General features: G+C 57.9%; 11 protein-coding genes and 1 pseudogene. 5 read left to right on the top strand and 7 right to left on the bottom strand.

Features of this window, described 5'->3' with window-relative positions:
* Nucleotides 1–44 precede the first annotated feature (44 nt).
* Both ACA075_RS04655 and ACA075_RS04650 read left to right on the top strand, forming a co-directional pair.
* Nucleotides 45–1,346, top strand: a complete 1,302-nt coding sequence (locus ACA075_RS04655; protein WP_497297471.1) for an HAAAP family serine/threonine permease — start codon at nt 45–47, stop codon at nt 1,344–1,346.
* 216 nt (nt 1,347–1,562) lie between these two features.
* The gene (locus tag ACA075_RS04650) at nt 1,563–1,880 is read left to right on the top strand and encodes a DUF3509 domain-containing protein (protein WP_497297470.1); all 318 of its coding nucleotides are present in this window, start codon (nt 1,563–1,565) and stop codon (nt 1,878–1,880) included.
* On the opposite strand, the gene ACA075_RS04645 is transcribed toward ACA075_RS04650, so the two are convergent.
* A complete protein-coding gene (locus ACA075_RS04645; RefSeq protein ID WP_017336597.1) occupies nt 1,877–2,377 on the bottom strand; it encodes a phosphate-starvation-inducible protein PsiE in 501 nt (166 codons plus the stop codon). The two genes, ACA075_RS04650 and ACA075_RS04645, sit on opposite strands and share 4 nt — an antisense overlap.
* Nucleotides 2,378–2,691: 314 nt before the next feature.
* On the opposite strand from ACA075_RS04645, the pseudogene ACA075_RS04640 reads away from it, so the two are divergent.
* Nucleotides 2,692–2,931: pseudogene (locus ACA075_RS04640) on the top strand (YebG family protein); the annotation flags it as partial.
* 175 nt (nt 2,932–3,106) lie between these two features.
* On the opposite strand, the gene ACA075_RS04635 reads toward ACA075_RS04640, so the two are convergent.
* Entirely contained in the window at nt 3,107–4,126 is a 1,020-nt protein-coding gene (locus ACA075_RS04635; protein ID WP_109628037.1) for a Glu/Leu/Phe/Val dehydrogenase family protein, read from the bottom strand.
* Nucleotides 4,127–4,309: 183 nt separating this feature from the next.
* Here ACA075_RS04635 and ACA075_RS04630 point away from each other — a divergent pair, with 183 nt between their 5' ends.
* Nucleotides 4,310–5,113: a SirB1 family protein gene (locus tag ACA075_RS04630; RefSeq protein ID WP_497297469.1), complete on the top strand. Its 804-nt coding sequence runs from the start codon at nt 4,310–4,312 to the stop codon at nt 5,111–5,113.
* 113 nt (nt 5,114–5,226) lie between these two features.
* Here the strand turns inward: ACA075_RS04630 and maiA are convergent, their stop codons facing one another.
* Genes maiA through hmgA form a run of 3 tightly spaced genes read right to left on the bottom strand, consistent with a single transcriptional unit; the run spans nt 5,227 to nt 8,493 of the window.
* The gene (gene maiA, locus ACA075_RS04625; RefSeq protein ID WP_497297468.1) at nt 5,227–5,868 is read right to left on the bottom strand and encodes a maleylacetoacetate isomerase; all 642 of its coding nucleotides are present in this window, start codon (nt 5,866–5,868) and stop codon (nt 5,227–5,229) included.
* Nucleotides 5,869–5,880: 12 nt separating this feature from the next.
* The gene (gene fahA, locus ACA075_RS04620) at nt 5,881–7,185 is read right to left on the bottom strand and encodes a fumarylacetoacetase (RefSeq protein ID WP_497297467.1); all 1,305 of its coding nucleotides are present in this window, start codon (nt 7,183–7,185) and stop codon (nt 5,881–5,883) included.
* A gap of 3 nt (nt 7,186–7,188) precedes the next feature.
* Nucleotides 7,189–8,493 (bottom strand): homogentisate 1,2-dioxygenase, encoded by a 1,305-nt coding sequence (hmgA, locus tag ACA075_RS04615; protein ID WP_497297466.1) that lies wholly within the window; start codon nt 8,491–8,493, stop codon nt 7,189–7,191.
* Between the two features lie 165 nt (nt 8,494–8,658).
* On the opposite strand from hmgA, the gene ACA075_RS04610 reads away from it, so the two are divergent.
* A complete protein-coding gene (locus ACA075_RS04610; protein ID WP_497297465.1) occupies nt 8,659–9,462 on the top strand; it encodes an IclR family transcriptional regulator in 804 nt (267 codons plus the stop codon).
* A 52-nt stretch (nt 9,463–9,514) separates the two neighbouring features.
* Here the strand turns inward: ACA075_RS04610 and ACA075_RS04605 are convergent, their stop codons facing one another.
* Together ACA075_RS04605 and ACA075_RS04600 are read right to left on the bottom strand one after the other, a co-directional pair.
* Nucleotides 9,515–13,012, bottom strand: coding sequence for a dermonecrotic toxin domain-containing protein (locus ACA075_RS04605; protein ID WP_497297464.1), 3,498 nt, complete (start codon nt 13,010–13,012; stop codon nt 9,515–9,517).
* Between the two features lie 395 nt (nt 13,013–13,407).
* Nucleotides 13,408–15,963 (bottom strand): LuxR C-terminal-related transcriptional regulator, encoded by a 2,556-nt coding sequence (locus tag ACA075_RS04600; protein WP_497297463.1) that lies wholly within the window; start codon nt 15,961–15,963, stop codon nt 13,408–13,410.
* Between the last annotated feature and the right edge of the window lie 82 nt (nt 15,964–16,045).

Genomic DNA, 16,045 nt, shown 5'->3' with positions numbered 1-16,045 from the left:
CCCGCAACCGTGAGCCCGAGCAAGAACAATAACGAGGCCAAACGATGACCGATGTACGTACACCTGCTGCCGAAAATCCCGCTGTAGACCTGACACGCAATAGCGAAATAACCCACAAGGGCTGGAGCAAACACGACACCACCTGGATGCTCGGCCTCTACGGCACGGCCATCGGCGCCGGCACGCTGTTCCTGCCAATCAACGCCGGCGTGGGGGGCTTCTGGCCGCTGCTGATCCTGGCGGTGCTGGCATTCCCGATGACCTACTTCGCTCACCGGGGCCTGACCCGCTTCGTGCTGTCCGGCCGTTCCGGGGACATCACCGAAGTCGTGGAAGAACACTTCGGCATTGGTGCCGGCAAGCTGATCACGCTGCTGTATTTCTTCGCGATCTTCCCGATTCTGCTGGTGTACAGCGTGGCGCTGACCAACACCTTGAGCAGCTTCATGGAGCATCAATTGCACATCGCCCCGCCACCGCGAGCGATTCTGTCTCTGGTGCTGATTCTCGGTCTGATGGCGATCGTGCGATGTGGCCAGGGCGTCATCGTCAAATGCATGAGCGTGCTGGTTTACCCGTTCGTCGCGGCGTTGCTGCTGCTCGGTGTCAGCCTGATACCGAACTGGAACGGCGCGTTCTTCGCCACCGCCAGCGAAGGCATGCCGATGCCGCTGTTCTTCAAAACCTTGTGGCTGGCGATCCCGGTGATGGTGTTCTCGTTCAACCATTCGCCGATCATTTCCGCCTTCGCCGTTGACCAGAAACAGCGTTACGGCGAACAGGCCGAGCGCAAGAGCAGCGGCATCCTCGCCATCGCCCACGCGATGATGGTGGTGACGGTGATGTTCTTCTGCTTCAGTTGCGTGCTGGCACTGTCCCCGGCTGACCTGGCGGCGGCGAAGGCGCAGAACATCTCGATCCTGTCGTACCTGGCCAACCACTTCCAGACCCCGGTCATCGCTTATGCTGCGCCGCTGATTGCGCTGGTGGCGATCACCAAATCCTTCCTCGGCCATTACATCGGTGCCAGTGAAGGCTTTCAGGGCCTGATCGTGAAAAGCCTGCGCGGCCGTGGCCGGGTGATGTCGGCAAGCTGGCTGAACCGCGTCACTGCGCTGTTCATGATTCTCAGCTGCTGGGCCGTGGCGACCTTCAACCCGAGCATCCTCGGCATGATCGAAACCCTCGGCGGGCCAATCATTGCGTGCCTGTTGTTCTTGATGCCGATGTACGCCATCCGCCGCGTGCCGGCCTTGCGCCAGTACTCTGGCCAAGCGTCGAACGTATTCGTGGTGTTGATCGGTTTGATTGCACTGTCTGCGATCATCTACTCGTTCATGCCCTGAAACGGGCAGGCAAAAAGAAGGCGGGCCTCGGTGCCCGCCTCTTTTTTGCCGTGAACATTGTTCGACAATTTTTCCGGCATGGCCCTTGCTACATCACCTGAGAGGCAAAAGGACTTTTGAAAACCTCAGCGAGCGGCTTGCCGATGGTCCGGTAACGCGAACCAACCCGATCATGGCCGGTCAACAACTGCACGTTCAATCAGGCGGTGACGCATCATGGACAACCCTTTTCAGCTCATTACCGATGCCTTTGCAGCGGATTATCAGATCAACCTGAGCATTCAGGGTCTGGATGGCAGCATCATGCTGACCCTCTCCAACAGCGGCCATGTGGTTGCCAAGCGGATGATCAGCGCCGAACAGCGCAATGACCCCAAGCGCCTCAAGCGCCTGGTGCAAAGCATTCAGTTCGGCATCGCCATCGAACAGGGCCACAGCGCCGTGGCCATCCTCGAAGCGATGACCGATGGCGACAATCGCAACTTGCCGCCACCCCAGGCCAAAGCCCGGCCCCGCCCGACCATGGGCCTTTAAATCTCGCCCTTCTCGACTTCTGGATGTTCACCGGAACCCGCACCGATCTTGCGTTGCGGGTGTTCGATCTTCACCGAAGGGAATTGCGACGAAGCGTATCGCACCACCAGAATTGCAAACGCCAACAGCAGAATCCCGCCGCACAGGTAGATGATCCCCAGGTCCGGCGGATTGTGGTGCGAGACGTTGGATATCAGCAGCCGTGTCAGCGCCGTGATCGCCACGTAGATCAGGAAGCGCACCGGCATATGGTTGGTCTTGAAGTAAATCCCGACCATCGCCCCCAGTTCCAGGTAGATGAACAGCAGCAAGATGTCATCGATCTTGATGTGCCCTTCTTCGATCATCCCCAGAAATTCCATCACCGCCGCCCACGCGGTGACTGCACCGATGGCGAACAGCGCCAGGTAATGGAAGGTCTCGACGAACAGATTGCCCAGGGACTCTGCCAATTGATGCACGTTCTGCCGCAGGTTCTCGGCCCAGTTGATTTTCACGATAATTCTTCCTTAGCTCAGTTCGAGCGGATGATGCGGTTTTGACGTGACGGTTGTTCTGCATGCAGAAAAAAGGCCAGGGGCGCCTCGCACATGATGGCGAGATGCTCTAAAACACGCTCCGTGGCGTTTGGTCGCACCTGTGGGAGCTAGCCTGCTAGCGATGGGCGCGCCACGGTTTAAATGACAAACCCTCATTTCGGTCTACATTAAAAAGCCACTACCCAAAGCGCAGGGATTCGCTTATCCTTTTCGCTGTATATAAATACAGTGGTCGAAACAGACAACTAATGTGAAGGCATGTGAGGTGGTGAATGGCCGTCGAAGTGGTATACCGCAGCAGCCGAGATCTGGAGCGCTTGTTCATGGATAAAGCCGAAGCTGACCGTCATGACAAAATGCTCGAACTGGCTGAATTGCTGGCTGAAGTGTTGCAGAAAGCCGTTCCGTCCCTGACCGAACAGCAAGTGGAAGAAGCCGGGATCTACATGGCGAAGAATCGCGATGTGTTCGCCAAGGCATTCAAGAGCCAGCCGGATGCGTTGTCCGAACTGCTGAATGCGCCGGTTGAAGTGGTTGAAAAGGTTGAGCCGGTCGAAGAGGGTGAAGCCGCTGCGCTGTCCAAGCCAGCCAAAGCCGCCAAGACACCGAAGTAAACGATGCCCGAATTGAATAGGCCCTGAGTCGAATGGCTCAGGGCCTTTTTCATGTCTGCAGTAAAGGAGTGGCTCAGCGGTACAGCACTTTTTCCGCCAACTCGTCCGCCACCCGTGCCGGAGAGCGTTTTTCCGCCTGGGCATGGGCGAAGACTTCGGTCAGCCGCGAGGCGATTTTCGACAGGTGGGCGGTAATGGTCGTGAGCTCTTCGCCGCGGTGTTTGAGTGAAACGTAGATCAGCCCGCCGGAGTTGATCACATAATCCGGCGCATACAAAATGCCCCGCCGCTCCAGTTGATCGGCAACGTCCAGATGGGTCAGCTGATTGTTCGCAGAACCGGCCACCGCGGAGCAGCGCAATTGCGTCACGCTGTGGCTGTTGAGCACACCGCCCAGGCCGCAGGGCGCGAGAATGTCGCACGGCGTACTGAGCAACGCGTCATTGGCGATCGGGTGAGCGCCCAGTTGCTCCATCGCCAATTGCACCTTGCCGTGATCGATGTCGCTGACCAGCAGTTCAGCGCCAGCGGCGTGCAGCTGTTCGGCCAAGGCATAACCGACGTTGCCCAAACCTTGAATGGCCACTCGCAGGCCTTCGAGGTTATCGCTGCCCAGACGGGCCATGGCGGTAGCACGAATGCCGGTGAACACGCCCATCGCTGCGTGGGGCGCGGGGTCGCCCGCCGAGGTGGTGCTGGTGACGTGTTGGGTCTGTTGGGCGATGCAATCCATGTCCGCCACCGAGGTGCCGCTGTCGATCGCGGTAATGTAGCGCCCGTCGAGCTGATTGATGCAGCGGCCGAAAGCTTCAAACAGCGCCGCGCGATTCTCCACATGCACCGGTCGGACAATCACCGCCACCCCGCCGCCCTGGGCCAGGCCGGCCAGCGCCGCTTTGTAACTCATGCCCTGCGCCAGGCGAATGGCATCCTCGACCGCAGATTCGTCGCTGGGATAGGCAAGGTAACGACATCCCCCCAGGGCGGGCCCCAGACGGCTGTTATGAATGGCAATGACCGCCTTCAACCCGGTGACCGGGTCGACGCTCAGATGCAGCGATTCAAGGCGAGTGCTTTGCATGAGAGCGAACATCTTCGGGCTCCCGAATCACTTCTTGTAGTCGCCAGTATAGGCTTGCGCGCAAAATTTGCAGAAGCGCACCGGAATAAGCGGCGCCGCATTGCAGGCTTTCGGGCATAACCTGCTACCGCATGTGTGCGGTACTGGACGAATGCCGGCGACGGGGCTAAAACGAGGCATTGACCGGAGATTTCGATGACGCCGCGCCAACGTTTTTTTGACTGCCTGCAACGATCACCACCCGCGCTGTTCGAGGCCGCGCTGTGGATGGCGGCCGAACATGACAAAGAGGTGGATCTCGAGAAGGTGCTGGCAGACTTCCGAGACCTGCAACAGCGGGTGAGCTATGGCTTGCCGATGCTGCCAGTGAGCGAACTGGCCCAGCCGCTTCTGCGGCGCATGAATGACCTGGGGTTCGCCCAGGACGACTTCACCCCGTTGCGCCCGCAAGTGGCCCTGCTCAACAAAGTGTTGGAACTCAGGCGCGGCCAGCCATTGTCCCTGGGGCTGATCGCACTGGAGTTGGCCAAACGCCTGGAGATCCCTTTGGTCGGGGTCAATTTCCCCGGGCACTTCCTGCTGCGAGTGCCGGGCGCCGATCATCTGCTGGACCCATGCGGTGGGCGCCGCTTGTACCCCAATGATTGCCGTGAACTGCTGCAACGCCAGTACGGCCCGAACATGCAACTCAACGCCGAGCATATGCTGACCGCCGACCCGGTGCAGATGCTGCAACGGCTGTCGCGCAACCTGCGCCAGTTGCACCTTTCCCACGATGACTACATCGGGGCCTTGATCGACGCTGAACGCGTGCTGGAACTGGGCAACGCCAACGCCGCCGATTACCTGGCCCGGGCCAGCCTCTATCAACGGCTGGACTGCCCGAACGCCGAGCGCTTCGACCTGGAGCATGCGCTGCTGCTCAGTGATGACCCGATCCAGCGGATTCGCCTGACTGAACGCCTGGGCCACCTCCCGCCCAATTCCATCGTCCATTAATCACAGATCCCCTGTGGGAGCGTGCTTGCCCGCGATAGCGGCGTATCAGCCAAATGAATGTCGACTGATACACCCTCATCGCGGGCAAGCCCGCTCCCACAGGGGTGGAGGTGTCAGGTTTTAGGGGTGTCTGGCTGGTTCGCCGGATGGGCCTTGATGAACGCGGGATGCTGCGCCGCCAACGTCGCCACTCGGCGAATCCGTGGATACGCTTCGAGTGAGATGTTGAACCGCTCGGCTGCGTACAGTTGAGGTATCAGATAGACGTCCGCCAGACCTGGCTCCGGCCCAAAGCAATAACCCTCCTCCCCAATCAACTGCTCCACCGTCGCCAAACCCTGGCTGATCCAGTGGCCGATCCACTCCACCACCTGCGGTTCATCGTGACCCAATTGCCGCAGCTTGTTGAGCACGCTGACGTTGTGCAGCGGATGCACGTCGCAACCAATCACGGCTGCAACGCCACGCTCATGAGCGCGCGCGGCCAGGTCTTTGGACAGCAGCGGCACCTGTGGATAACGTTCCTCCAGGTACTCGATGATGGCCGGCGACTGAATCAGCAGCTCGCCTTCATCGGTGCGCAAGGCCGGCACCCGGCCTTGCGGGTTGATGGCCAGATACCGCGCTTGCCGATGCTCGCCACCTGGCGGTGCGATCAGGTTGACCGGCAGTGCCTGGTAATCCAGGCCCTTCAGCGCCAACGCGATGCGCACCCGGTACGACGATGTCGAACGGTAGTAGGTATAAAGCTCCATGACCCGATCCTCTTAGCGCGCCGCGATCACTTTGCCACGGCATTCGCCGAAACCGATGGAGGCAAAACCGTCGCGGCTGCAACGGGCGCGCAGGATGATTTCGTCGCCGTCTTCGAGGAACTTGCGTACCTCGCCCGACGCCAGTTCAATCGGCTTTTTCCCGCCTTCGGTGATTTCCAGCAAGCTGCCGAATTGACCGTTTTCAGGCCCCGACAACGTGCCTGAACCGAACAGGTCACCGGCCTGCAACTGGCAGCCGTTGACGCTGTGGTGCGCGACCATTTGCGCCACGGTCCAGTACATGTGTTTTGTGTTGCTGAGGGTCAGGCGATGGGCCGGCAGTTTTTGCTCGCGCAGGCCTTCGGTGAGCAACAGCACTTCCAGCTCGATATCGAACGCGCCTGCGGCTTGATCGCGCTTGTCGAACAGATACGGCAGCGGCTGCGGGTCGCCTTCAGGGCGCGCCGGTTGAGCACGGCGGAACGGCTCCAGCGCTTCGGCCGTCACCACCCAAGGCGAGACGCTGGTGATAAAGCTTTTTGACAGGAACGGCCCCAGCGGTTGGTATTCCCAGGCTTGGATGTCGCGCGCCGACCAGTCGTTGAGCAGGCAGAAACCGGCAATGTGATCGGCCGCATCAGCAATGGCGATAGAGTCGCCCATCTCGTTGCCCTGGCCGATCCAGATGCCCAGCTCCAGTTCGTAATCCAGACGTGCGCACGGACCGAAGGTCGGCTCGGTCTGACCGGCCGGCAAGGTCTGGCCTTTCGGGCGGCGAACGTCGGTGCCGGACGGGCGAATGGTCGAGGCCCGACCGTGGTAGCCGATCGGTACGTACTTGTAGTTCGGCAGCAAGGGGTTGTCCGGGCGAAACAGTTTGCCGACGTTCTGTGCGTGCTCGATGCCGACGTAGAAGTCGGTGTAATCGTTGATTTTCGCCGGCAGGTGCATCTCGCAATTCGCCGCCAGAGGCAGCAGTTTTGCGCCTTGGGCCTCGATCTTGCCGTGCAGGGTGCTGCCTTCAGCGAACAGTTCCAGCAGACGTTCGCGCAGAGCCACGCGAGCCTCACGGCCCAACTCGAAAAACGCATTGAGCAGGCCGCCACGGGTGGTTTCCACGGCGGTTTTCGCGAGGCCATCAAACAGGCCGGCGTCCAGTGCGGCTTCCAGATCAAAGATGTGCTCGCCAATGGCTACGCCACTACGAGGCGCCGAACCCTTCACGCTGAACACGCCCAGCGGCAGGTTTTGCAGCGGGAAATCGGCGTGGTCGTTGGCGGAAGAAACCCAGCTACGAGTGATGGAAGTCTGAGTCATGGGTTATCTCCGGGTCGGGTCGAAAGTGGCGGGCAGCGTGGCCCAGCAGGCATCGTAGTTGGTTTGCAGTTGCGGGCAATCCAGGGCAAAACGGCTCGGGCGCAGCACTTGGCTGGTCTCGAACATGAACGCCATGGTGTTGTCGATTTTCGCTGGTGCCAGTTCGGCGTTGATTGCCTTGGTGCAGGTTTCGCCGTCCGGGCCGTGAGCGCTCATGCAGCTGTGCAACGACGCGCCACCGGGCACGAAACCTTCGGCCTTGGCGTCGTACTCGCCCTTGATCAGGCCCATGAATTCGTTCATCAGGTTGCGGTGGAACCACGGTGGACGGAAGGTTTTCTCGGCCACCATCCAGCGTGGCGGGAAGATCACGAAGTCCAGATTGGCCAGACCGTGGACGCTGGTCGGCGAAGTCAGGACGGTAAAGATCGACGGATCCGGGTGATCGAAACTCACGGTGCCGATGGTGTTGAATCGGCGCAGATCGTATTTGTAAGGCACATTATTGCCGTGCCAGGCGACCACGTTCAGCGGCGAATGATCGAGCTCGCAGCCCCACAACTGGCCGAGGAATTTCTGCACCAGGGTGGTCGGTTGCTTGAGGTTTTCGTAATGCGCGACGGGTGTCAGGAAGTCTCGCGCGTTGGCCAGACCGTTGCTGCCGATCGGCCCCAGGTCTGGCAGGCGCAGCGGCGCGCCGTGGTTTTCGGCGATGTAGCCGCGAGCGTGCGGGTCAAGCAGTTCGACGCGGAATTTCAGACCGCGCGGCAGCACGGCGATTTCCAGCGGCTCCAGGTCCAGCACGCCCAGTTCAGTGGCGATGCGCAGACGACCCTGGTCGGGTACCAGCAACAGTTCACCGTCGGCATTGAAGAACACGCGTTCCATGGAACGGTTGGCACGGTAGCTGTAGATGCTGATCCCGGCCGGTTTTTCCGCGCCCGAGTTGGCAGCCATGCTCACCAGCCCGTCGATGAAGTCGGTCGGCTCGGTCGGGATGTCCAACGGGTTCCAGCGCAGGCGATTGGGAGTTACTTCACCCAACGGGCCACCGGCCAGTTGCCGCTCCAGCTTGACGAACGCCGGGTGATTGGCGGACGGCTGAATGCGGTACATCCAGGTGCGCCGCGCTTCGCTGCGGGCCATGGTGAACGCGGTGCCGGAGAACAGTTCGGTGTAGAGGCCGTAAGGGGCTTTTTGCGGGGAATTCTGGCCGACGGGCAGTGCGCCGGGCAACGCTTCACTGCTGAATTCGTTGCCGAAGCCTGACTGATAAGCCAGCGCTGGCGCCGTTGAATCGAGGTTCATGGAGCCTCCTGAACAGGGAGTAGGCAATGGCCTGTCGCTCTGCTGCAGAGGTCTCGGCACGCCTGGGTTATTTTTATCGTAATTCGATTACGCATAACGTAATTTGATTGGTATTGACCGTCAAGCTATAAAGACGCCCATTCGTCCCGGGATCACATCGCCTCCATGGAAACGCCGCGCAACAACGATAAACAGAAAGTCCGCTCGGCCGAGGTCGGTACCGACATCCTCAAGGCCCTGGCCGAGTTGTCGCCCTCGACCTCGTTGTCGCGCCTGGCCGAACACGTGCAGATGCCGGCGAGCAAGGTTCATCGTTATTTGCAGGCGTTGATCGCCAGCGGTTTTGCCGAGCAAAACGCAGCGACCAACCACTATGGCCTCGGCCGTGAAGCCTTGCGCGTCGGCCTCGCCGCACTCAACAGTATGGACGTGCTGAAAGTGGCCGCCCTGCCCTTGGCCGAGTTGCGCGATGAACTGAACGAAACCTGCTTTCTGGCGGTATGGGGTAATCAGGGTGCGACCGTGGTGCACATCGAACCGGCCGTGCGTGCGGTGACGGTGGTGACGCAATTGGGTTCGGTGCTGCCGTTGCTCAGTTCGTCCACTGGACTGGTATTTGGCGCTTATCTACCGAAACGGGAAACCGTGGACTTGCGCGATCAGGAACTGCACAACGCCACTGACCACGTCTTGGCGGACGATCAAATCTATGCGGCCTTGTGCGAACAGATCCGCGAACGCGGCCTGCATCATGTGCATGGGTTGTTGATGCCGGGAGTGGACGCCTTGTCGGCACCGGTATTCAACGCCGTAGGGAACGTGGCGGCGGTCTTGACCATTGTCGGCCCGACCTCATTGTTTCACGCCGACGAAAACGGCCCGGCGGCGCAGCGATTGCTGGCGGCGACGCGGGCCGTGAGTTGGCGGATGGGGTATGAGACACCGCCGATGCCCGAAGACCGGAACTGATCAGCTCCGATCATTCATCCTCTGGATAACACCTTGATGTGCGTCCCGACTGTCAACCGATCACGCGGGTCGTACTCTCTGGAGTCCAGTGCGGCACAGCCACCGCAGTGACATAACTGATTCCAACCGGAACGCCCGTGACGGCCGAGAGCACGTCGGTCAGATCCCTGATCGTGGATAGCAGGCCAAGTGCAGAGGCCGCCGTTCCTACCGAGGCGACCTTACCCAGGTACATGAGGATTGCCCCGCGCCATGCGGCAGCAAAATGTGCATTGGCGCCTGCAGAATCCCCATGGCTGGATGCAATGATGCCTTGCACGATCGAATGACTGATCTTCAACACGCTGACGGCGAAACCCACCGGCGGGACAAAGATCGAGATCACATCCAATGCCACTTCGAGAAGAATCTTTGTCTCCTGCCAGAACGCTTCGACTGGCGAGGTGGTCAGGACATCCAGATCATCAAGTGCGCGATTAATCAGGTTTTCGTATTCGGCCTTGAAGTTGTAAACCGGATTGGTGCCGCCCAACCCCGGTACTGGCAACGAACCTCGTGGATCGCGGGACTTGCTGATGTAGGCGCCGACCCTGTTCTGCCCACGTAATCCAGCCAGACTCCGAAGATGCTCGCCCAAAATACGATCGTTCTCGATAGCCTTGGATAAATCACCGACCCAGATAAAGGCCTTGCCAGGCGAATTCGGGATATAGGCAAACTTCATATGCCCCTCACCAAAAACATACCCCCCGGCTATGCGCGCACCTTCAAGCCAGAATTCATAAACCCCTTCGCCAGGCTCACTGCCAGGTGAAACACCGTCTGGCGTCCTTGTGTCTCGATCCAGCCCCTTGATCGACTCTATCAACCACTCATAATGCCCCGACGGCAACGTGCCATTGAGCTTTTGCGTCAATGCTGCTCGGAACATCTCGTTTTTCTTGAGCTCCCGGTACAGGTTGGCCCGCAGATCAATATCCGACTTCCATAGAAAGTTTGATTTCAGATAACGGCTGTAATGCTCGCCGGGCATCAGGTCGATAAGCTTGTTGAGCGTACTGGAATTCAGCTCAGTCATTGGCTTGCCCGTGTCTTTCCACCAGAACTCAGACACCCGGATACTGTCTCTGAGCGTACTCGATCCAGGCAGCACGATTTTCTCGAACACATTGGTATCGCTGCGCCACAGATGCCAATTGATAAATAGCTGTGTCAGCGTCATTGCGCCTTTGTGGAATTTCACCATGACTTGATCAGGATCGATTTGGCGATCGCCCGTGCGGCCCAAATGTTCATTTAACCGGCTCATGACCAATTCACGAGAAAACTTTTGAAAGCCCTCAATATGAAATTTGTCTTTTGACGCGTTATAAATGGCCTTGAAGTCCGTGGTCAAACGATTGAACAGCTGGCGATCAGAGAGAGAGGCGTTTCGGTACCAATGGGGCGTGACTGCCTTTTCTTCGGCGTCTTCCCAGTCAAGGACACTTTGAATACTGCCCTTTAACCCATCGCTTTCAACCCAGGCAACAAGATTGACCTGGTCCCACCATGCTCGGCCCTGATTCCTCTCCCTCGGCTCACCACGCGGCCATTCCTTGCCGAAGACTTCATGCTCCAGATTACGTCGATCACTTTCATGCACTTGGGTTCGAAGGTAGGTACGTCCCTCTTCTTCAAGTGCCCACAACCCTATATACCGTTGCAGACTGTCCAGATCGGAGAATTCGTACCAGTCTTTATCCGTCGGGGAGCCGGGTGCATAAAGCACGTAAGCTTTGAGATTCAGGTCGCCTCCTTTCCTCCGGTAGACAATGAGATCCTTTAAGGGCTTGAAGTTATAGAAAGCTCTTAATGCGATACCAGACGCTTCAATAGAGGGATCGCCAAAGTTGTAGCGCTGAACAATATCCTGCGCAGCCGAGGTGATGTGTTTTTGCAAGATGGCGCCGAACAGGGTCAAAGCCGTCTTTCGACCCAGCACTTCCCGCATCGCTTCCTTGACGTTCTGCTGGCCATACACCCGCTGTCGCGCGGGGCCATACGCCAGACGCAGGTCCAGCGTTTCAATGGCGCGCATGATGTTTTCAGGCGTCAGCCTGGCGAGGCCATAGTTCTTCTCCAGCGTAATCGTGTAACGCCCTGCCCGATCATGTGCCCCATACATAAACGCCTGGGTCAGCGTTTTCCGCTCAATGTGTTCTATACGTTTGCCATCCGCCATCCTGACCGAGTGCTGAATATTCACAAATACCGTGTCAGGATCGATTCGCTCGTCGGTTCCCGGCGAGATGAATGCCTCTACTGCCTGTCGGGCATAAGCTGTAAGAGTCGCCACATCTTTGGTCAATTCATGAAGCTGAATCTGGCTTTCCAGCAGGTTCTTCTCCAGACCGACATAAAGTTCCTGATTGGTGACATAAGCTTTTTTAAACCACTCGGGCCGGGCATTCGCCAGCATCGCTTTGATCAAGAACACATTTCGCGCATTTTCAGAATGTACAAGTGCATCCATGGACAGAATAGAATCCAGCGGCTTCCACGCCGCCTCGGTATGCGCGCCGACGGTCACTAACTTTAGTACTTGAGAGATGACATCACGACTTTGCCTTGCCAGCAGGCCGTTATTGCAATGCTCAAACAGATCTTCAAGGATTCTCGCGTAACGAACCGCTGGAACACTCGATACCAGAGCTCGCTCGTCCTCCGACAGCCCCTGCAAAAGTTCGGCACGGGTCGACGCATTGGACAACCGTTGTTGCAACGTTTTATGAAGTGCACCCACGGTGCTGAACTTTTCGAATCCACCGAACGGCGAATACAGAACAACCTCTTGATTGCCTGCTGGATTCAGCTCATTTGCAACAGCGCCGGAAAGAGAAATAACAAAGGTGGATGCCAGCGTCGCAAAACCTCCCTTTTGTTTTTCAACAGAGACGGCATAGCAGGAACTTGGTAGTCCCGAACCGATTAAACCATTGATGGTCGCGACATCGGCTTTGGACATCAGGTTCTCGCTGCCCGCCAGGTCCAGCTCGCGCCAGAAAAGTCGCGCCTGAAGAGTGCGCAACTCCTGTTTAGGCGACGGCAAAGGACGATTTTTACTATCAACCAGATAGGATACGTTCCAATACTTACCTAATTCAGAACTGCATTTCTCAGGCAGCTTTTGCATCAGTTCGGCGATCATTTTTCCGACGTTTACCACGTCCAGATATTTCAGCCTGAAGGTTTCAGTGCCGACTTTATCCAGCTCATACATCCCGTATTTATCAGCAGTGTACTGGGGTGGCCTGCCGCGCTTTAAGCACTCAAAAAACACATCTAGCAGATTGCCAGTGGGTTCTGCAGATGTTGGACTTACACCCGAGCGAAGATTAACAAAACGCCGCGCTATAGAGGCGCCTGAGTCCATCTTCTGAAACTCGTCCATCAGGGCAACATGAAGAATCGTCTTGAACGAAGGAATTTTCCTGAGTGCTTCAAGCAAATTGTTACGTGCTTCACGCACTGGGTCCAGCATTGTATTTGTTGCTTGTTCGCCTTGCATTTCCAACCTCATTTAGTTTGATCACATAAACGGCACGTTGCTGCCGACTAACTTGAGACCAAACTAAAACAGATTGAACTATTATTAAAAACTCAAAACGTTTTTCAATAATTGTACAAGCAACTTAAATACAGAAAAAACACATAAAGAAAAAAACGAAATACATGAACCCACATCCTCCACAACAAAGCCACGCATTCAGCCACTGCGGGCCTGACACTGCAACGACCACCCCACCCCTAACTTTTAATCAACCATTAATACACCAGCCCTTACATATAAGATGAAACATCTCCCAGCGAAATTTTTTTCCAATATGAAAAGACTTTAAAAGCAGAACCGGCTATTCGCACTCCGTAAGCGCTCATACTCACCAGCAAACAGTCTTGCACTCTTCAATCCAATAAACCGACACTCTTGGCTTTCGCAACCGCCTGAGTCCGCCGCTCCACGCCCAACTTCCCGTGAATTCTCCGCGCATGTGTTTTTACCGTATGCAAGGAGATAAACAACTGCTCGGCTATTTGTTGATTCGAATTGCCCAGAGCAATCAGCTTGAGCACTTCCACTTCACGCTGACTGAGTGGATTGATTTCACTTACCAATGGAGTTTTTTCCGAGCGATTCCAAGTCACCTCCAATACAGGCAGAAGATCAGGCTTTCGCAATTGCAACTCAACGAGCGCCTGGCGAAGCCCATGGTGCTCAGAAAGATTCAATCCTTTACGCAACCAACCCCGGGCGCCGGCCATGTCACCGTTCTGCCACGCGACTTCGGCTGCGGCGAACAGCAATTCGACCTCCAGCGCCAGCATGCCCGCGAGCTGCGATTGTTCGAGTGCCTGGGCGAAATGGCTCAGCGGGTCTTGGGCCTGGTGCAGATCGACCTTTGCCAACACCAACAGATAATCGATCCGCGCGATCAGCATCAGGGTTGCGGGAGGCGCCTGCCGTGCGTGCGGGCCACGATAGTGGCGCAGTACACGACTGAGCGCCTCATGGGCCAATTCCGGGCGACCCTGCTGAAGCCAGAATTGACTGCTGACCTGCAACAGCACACCGCGGTAAACGGTGTCGGGAATCTGCCGTTGCTGCATCAAACGCTCGGCATCGCGCAGATGGACAAATGCTTGGGCATAGTCGCGCTGATTGGCCGCCACCTGCGCCAAACCGAGGAAACCGTAAAGCGCCCGTTTGTCGTGGTTGCGCAAACAGATAGACAGCCCCGCTTCGAAATACTCGGCAGCCTGCGTATCCAGGCCCTGGCACAAACTCAAGCGTCCACGGTGCAAGGCAATCCGCCCAAGCAGAGGCTCGGCGATCCGCTGCTGTTGAGTGAGTATGCCCTCAACGTTGGCGAGTAAATGGTCGGCTCGTTGAGGAGCCCCACGTTGCTCCAGCAATTGCGCATGATCGAGTTCCAGCAGCCCTTCGAAAACCAGCGAGCCTTGAGCCCGCGCCAGGCACAACGCATCGCGGTTTATCGCCTGCGCCACTTCGAGCTCACTCCTGAGCAAGGCCTGTTGCGTCAAACCCGACAGGCACATCAAGCGCACGGGCCAGAGGTCAGGACCGAGCACAGTCAACGCGTCGAGAAAATGCGCGCGAGCCCCCTCCATGCGCCCCTGCAAATGCAGGAGCCACCCTTGCTGGGCCTGCCAGCGCGCAATCAATTGCTGCTGAAGGAGCACCGACGGCATAGGTGTGAATCGTGACAACTGCTCGATGCAATCGGCGGCTTGCTCAAACCGCCCGGCAAACAACGACGCCGCCGTGATCAACCCGACCAGTTGCGGCGAACCGAACATCAGCGCGTCGCCTTGTTGCTCGTACAACCGCAACAACAGCACGACCGTTTGCTCCTCGAACAAATGCTCGAAACTGAAATGCTGCAACAGGCTGACCGCGACCTCGAACTCTTCGGCCAGCAAGGCCTGTTCGAACGCCGCTTTCCAGTCCTGCTCGGCGGCGAACCACTGACAGGCGCGGCGATGCCAGGAACGTCCGGCCGGCCATTGTTCATCGCGCATCAATTGCGTGAGTGGAGGGAAGATCTGCAGCCAGTCGGCGGAGTCCTGCCAGGGCTCGATAAAGCACCCCAGCTCCTGCAACGTCTTCAGGCATTGCGCGCCCTCCCCTGCGCCAAACAGGTGATCGCACAGCCGTGCGTTGAAGCGTGGCAAATGCGCGAGTACCCGCCAGGCTTCCGTCAACTCCGGGGTCAGGCTGGTAAACAGTTCGTGTTCGAGGTAATCGAGCAATGTGTCAGGTCGGCTGTGATGCGGGTCGTTGCGCGACCAGTCGCATTTTTGCAGCAGCGCAATGCGTACACCGGCGCACCAGCCGCCACTGCGCTGGATAATCTTGCTGGCGGCGGTGCTCGCATCGGCCGGTGTCAGGTGGCGCAACAGCGAGGCAATCTCAGTTTGATTGAAGGCCAGCGTATCGCGCTCGCATTCGTACAATTCATCATCGAGCAGCAACCGCGGCCAGTTGCATTGCGGGCGACGGCGGGCGCCCAGCCACCAGGTCAGCGCCGGGCTGCTGACGGCCAGCATGCGATCCAGCAGTTGATCGAGTTCCGGGTTCGGAACACGGCAATAGTCATCGAGAAACAGCCAGGTCGGCGCCTGCAATCGAGCCAGCGCGCCGAGCATCGCCGGCTCTTCTGACGAAGCCAGGCCCAGCGCTTCTATCACACGCTGACGAAAGTCCGCCGTGCTCATCGCCATCCCGGATAACGGCAACCAGCACACCCGGCATGACGGCGGTGCCTGCAACAGGCAGTCGGCAAGCAGCGCGGTCTTGCCACTGCCGGCGGGCGCGCAGAGTAATTTCACCCGGGATGTGGAAGCCAGCAAGGGCTCGGTCAATCGATCACGTGACAGGTGATGAGAGGACAGACGGGGCAGGAATCCAGAACGGTCAAGACACGGGGTCATGGCGGTCATTGCGGCGTGCCTATTTATAATTGTCCGGCAACCCTAGACCTCTCCAACCCGCTTGTTGAGAAGTATTCAGGACGCTGATTGG

The organism is Pseudomonas sp. LBUM1663 (assembly GCF_059695905.1).
This window is presented reverse-complemented; position numbering and strand designations above follow the sequence as displayed.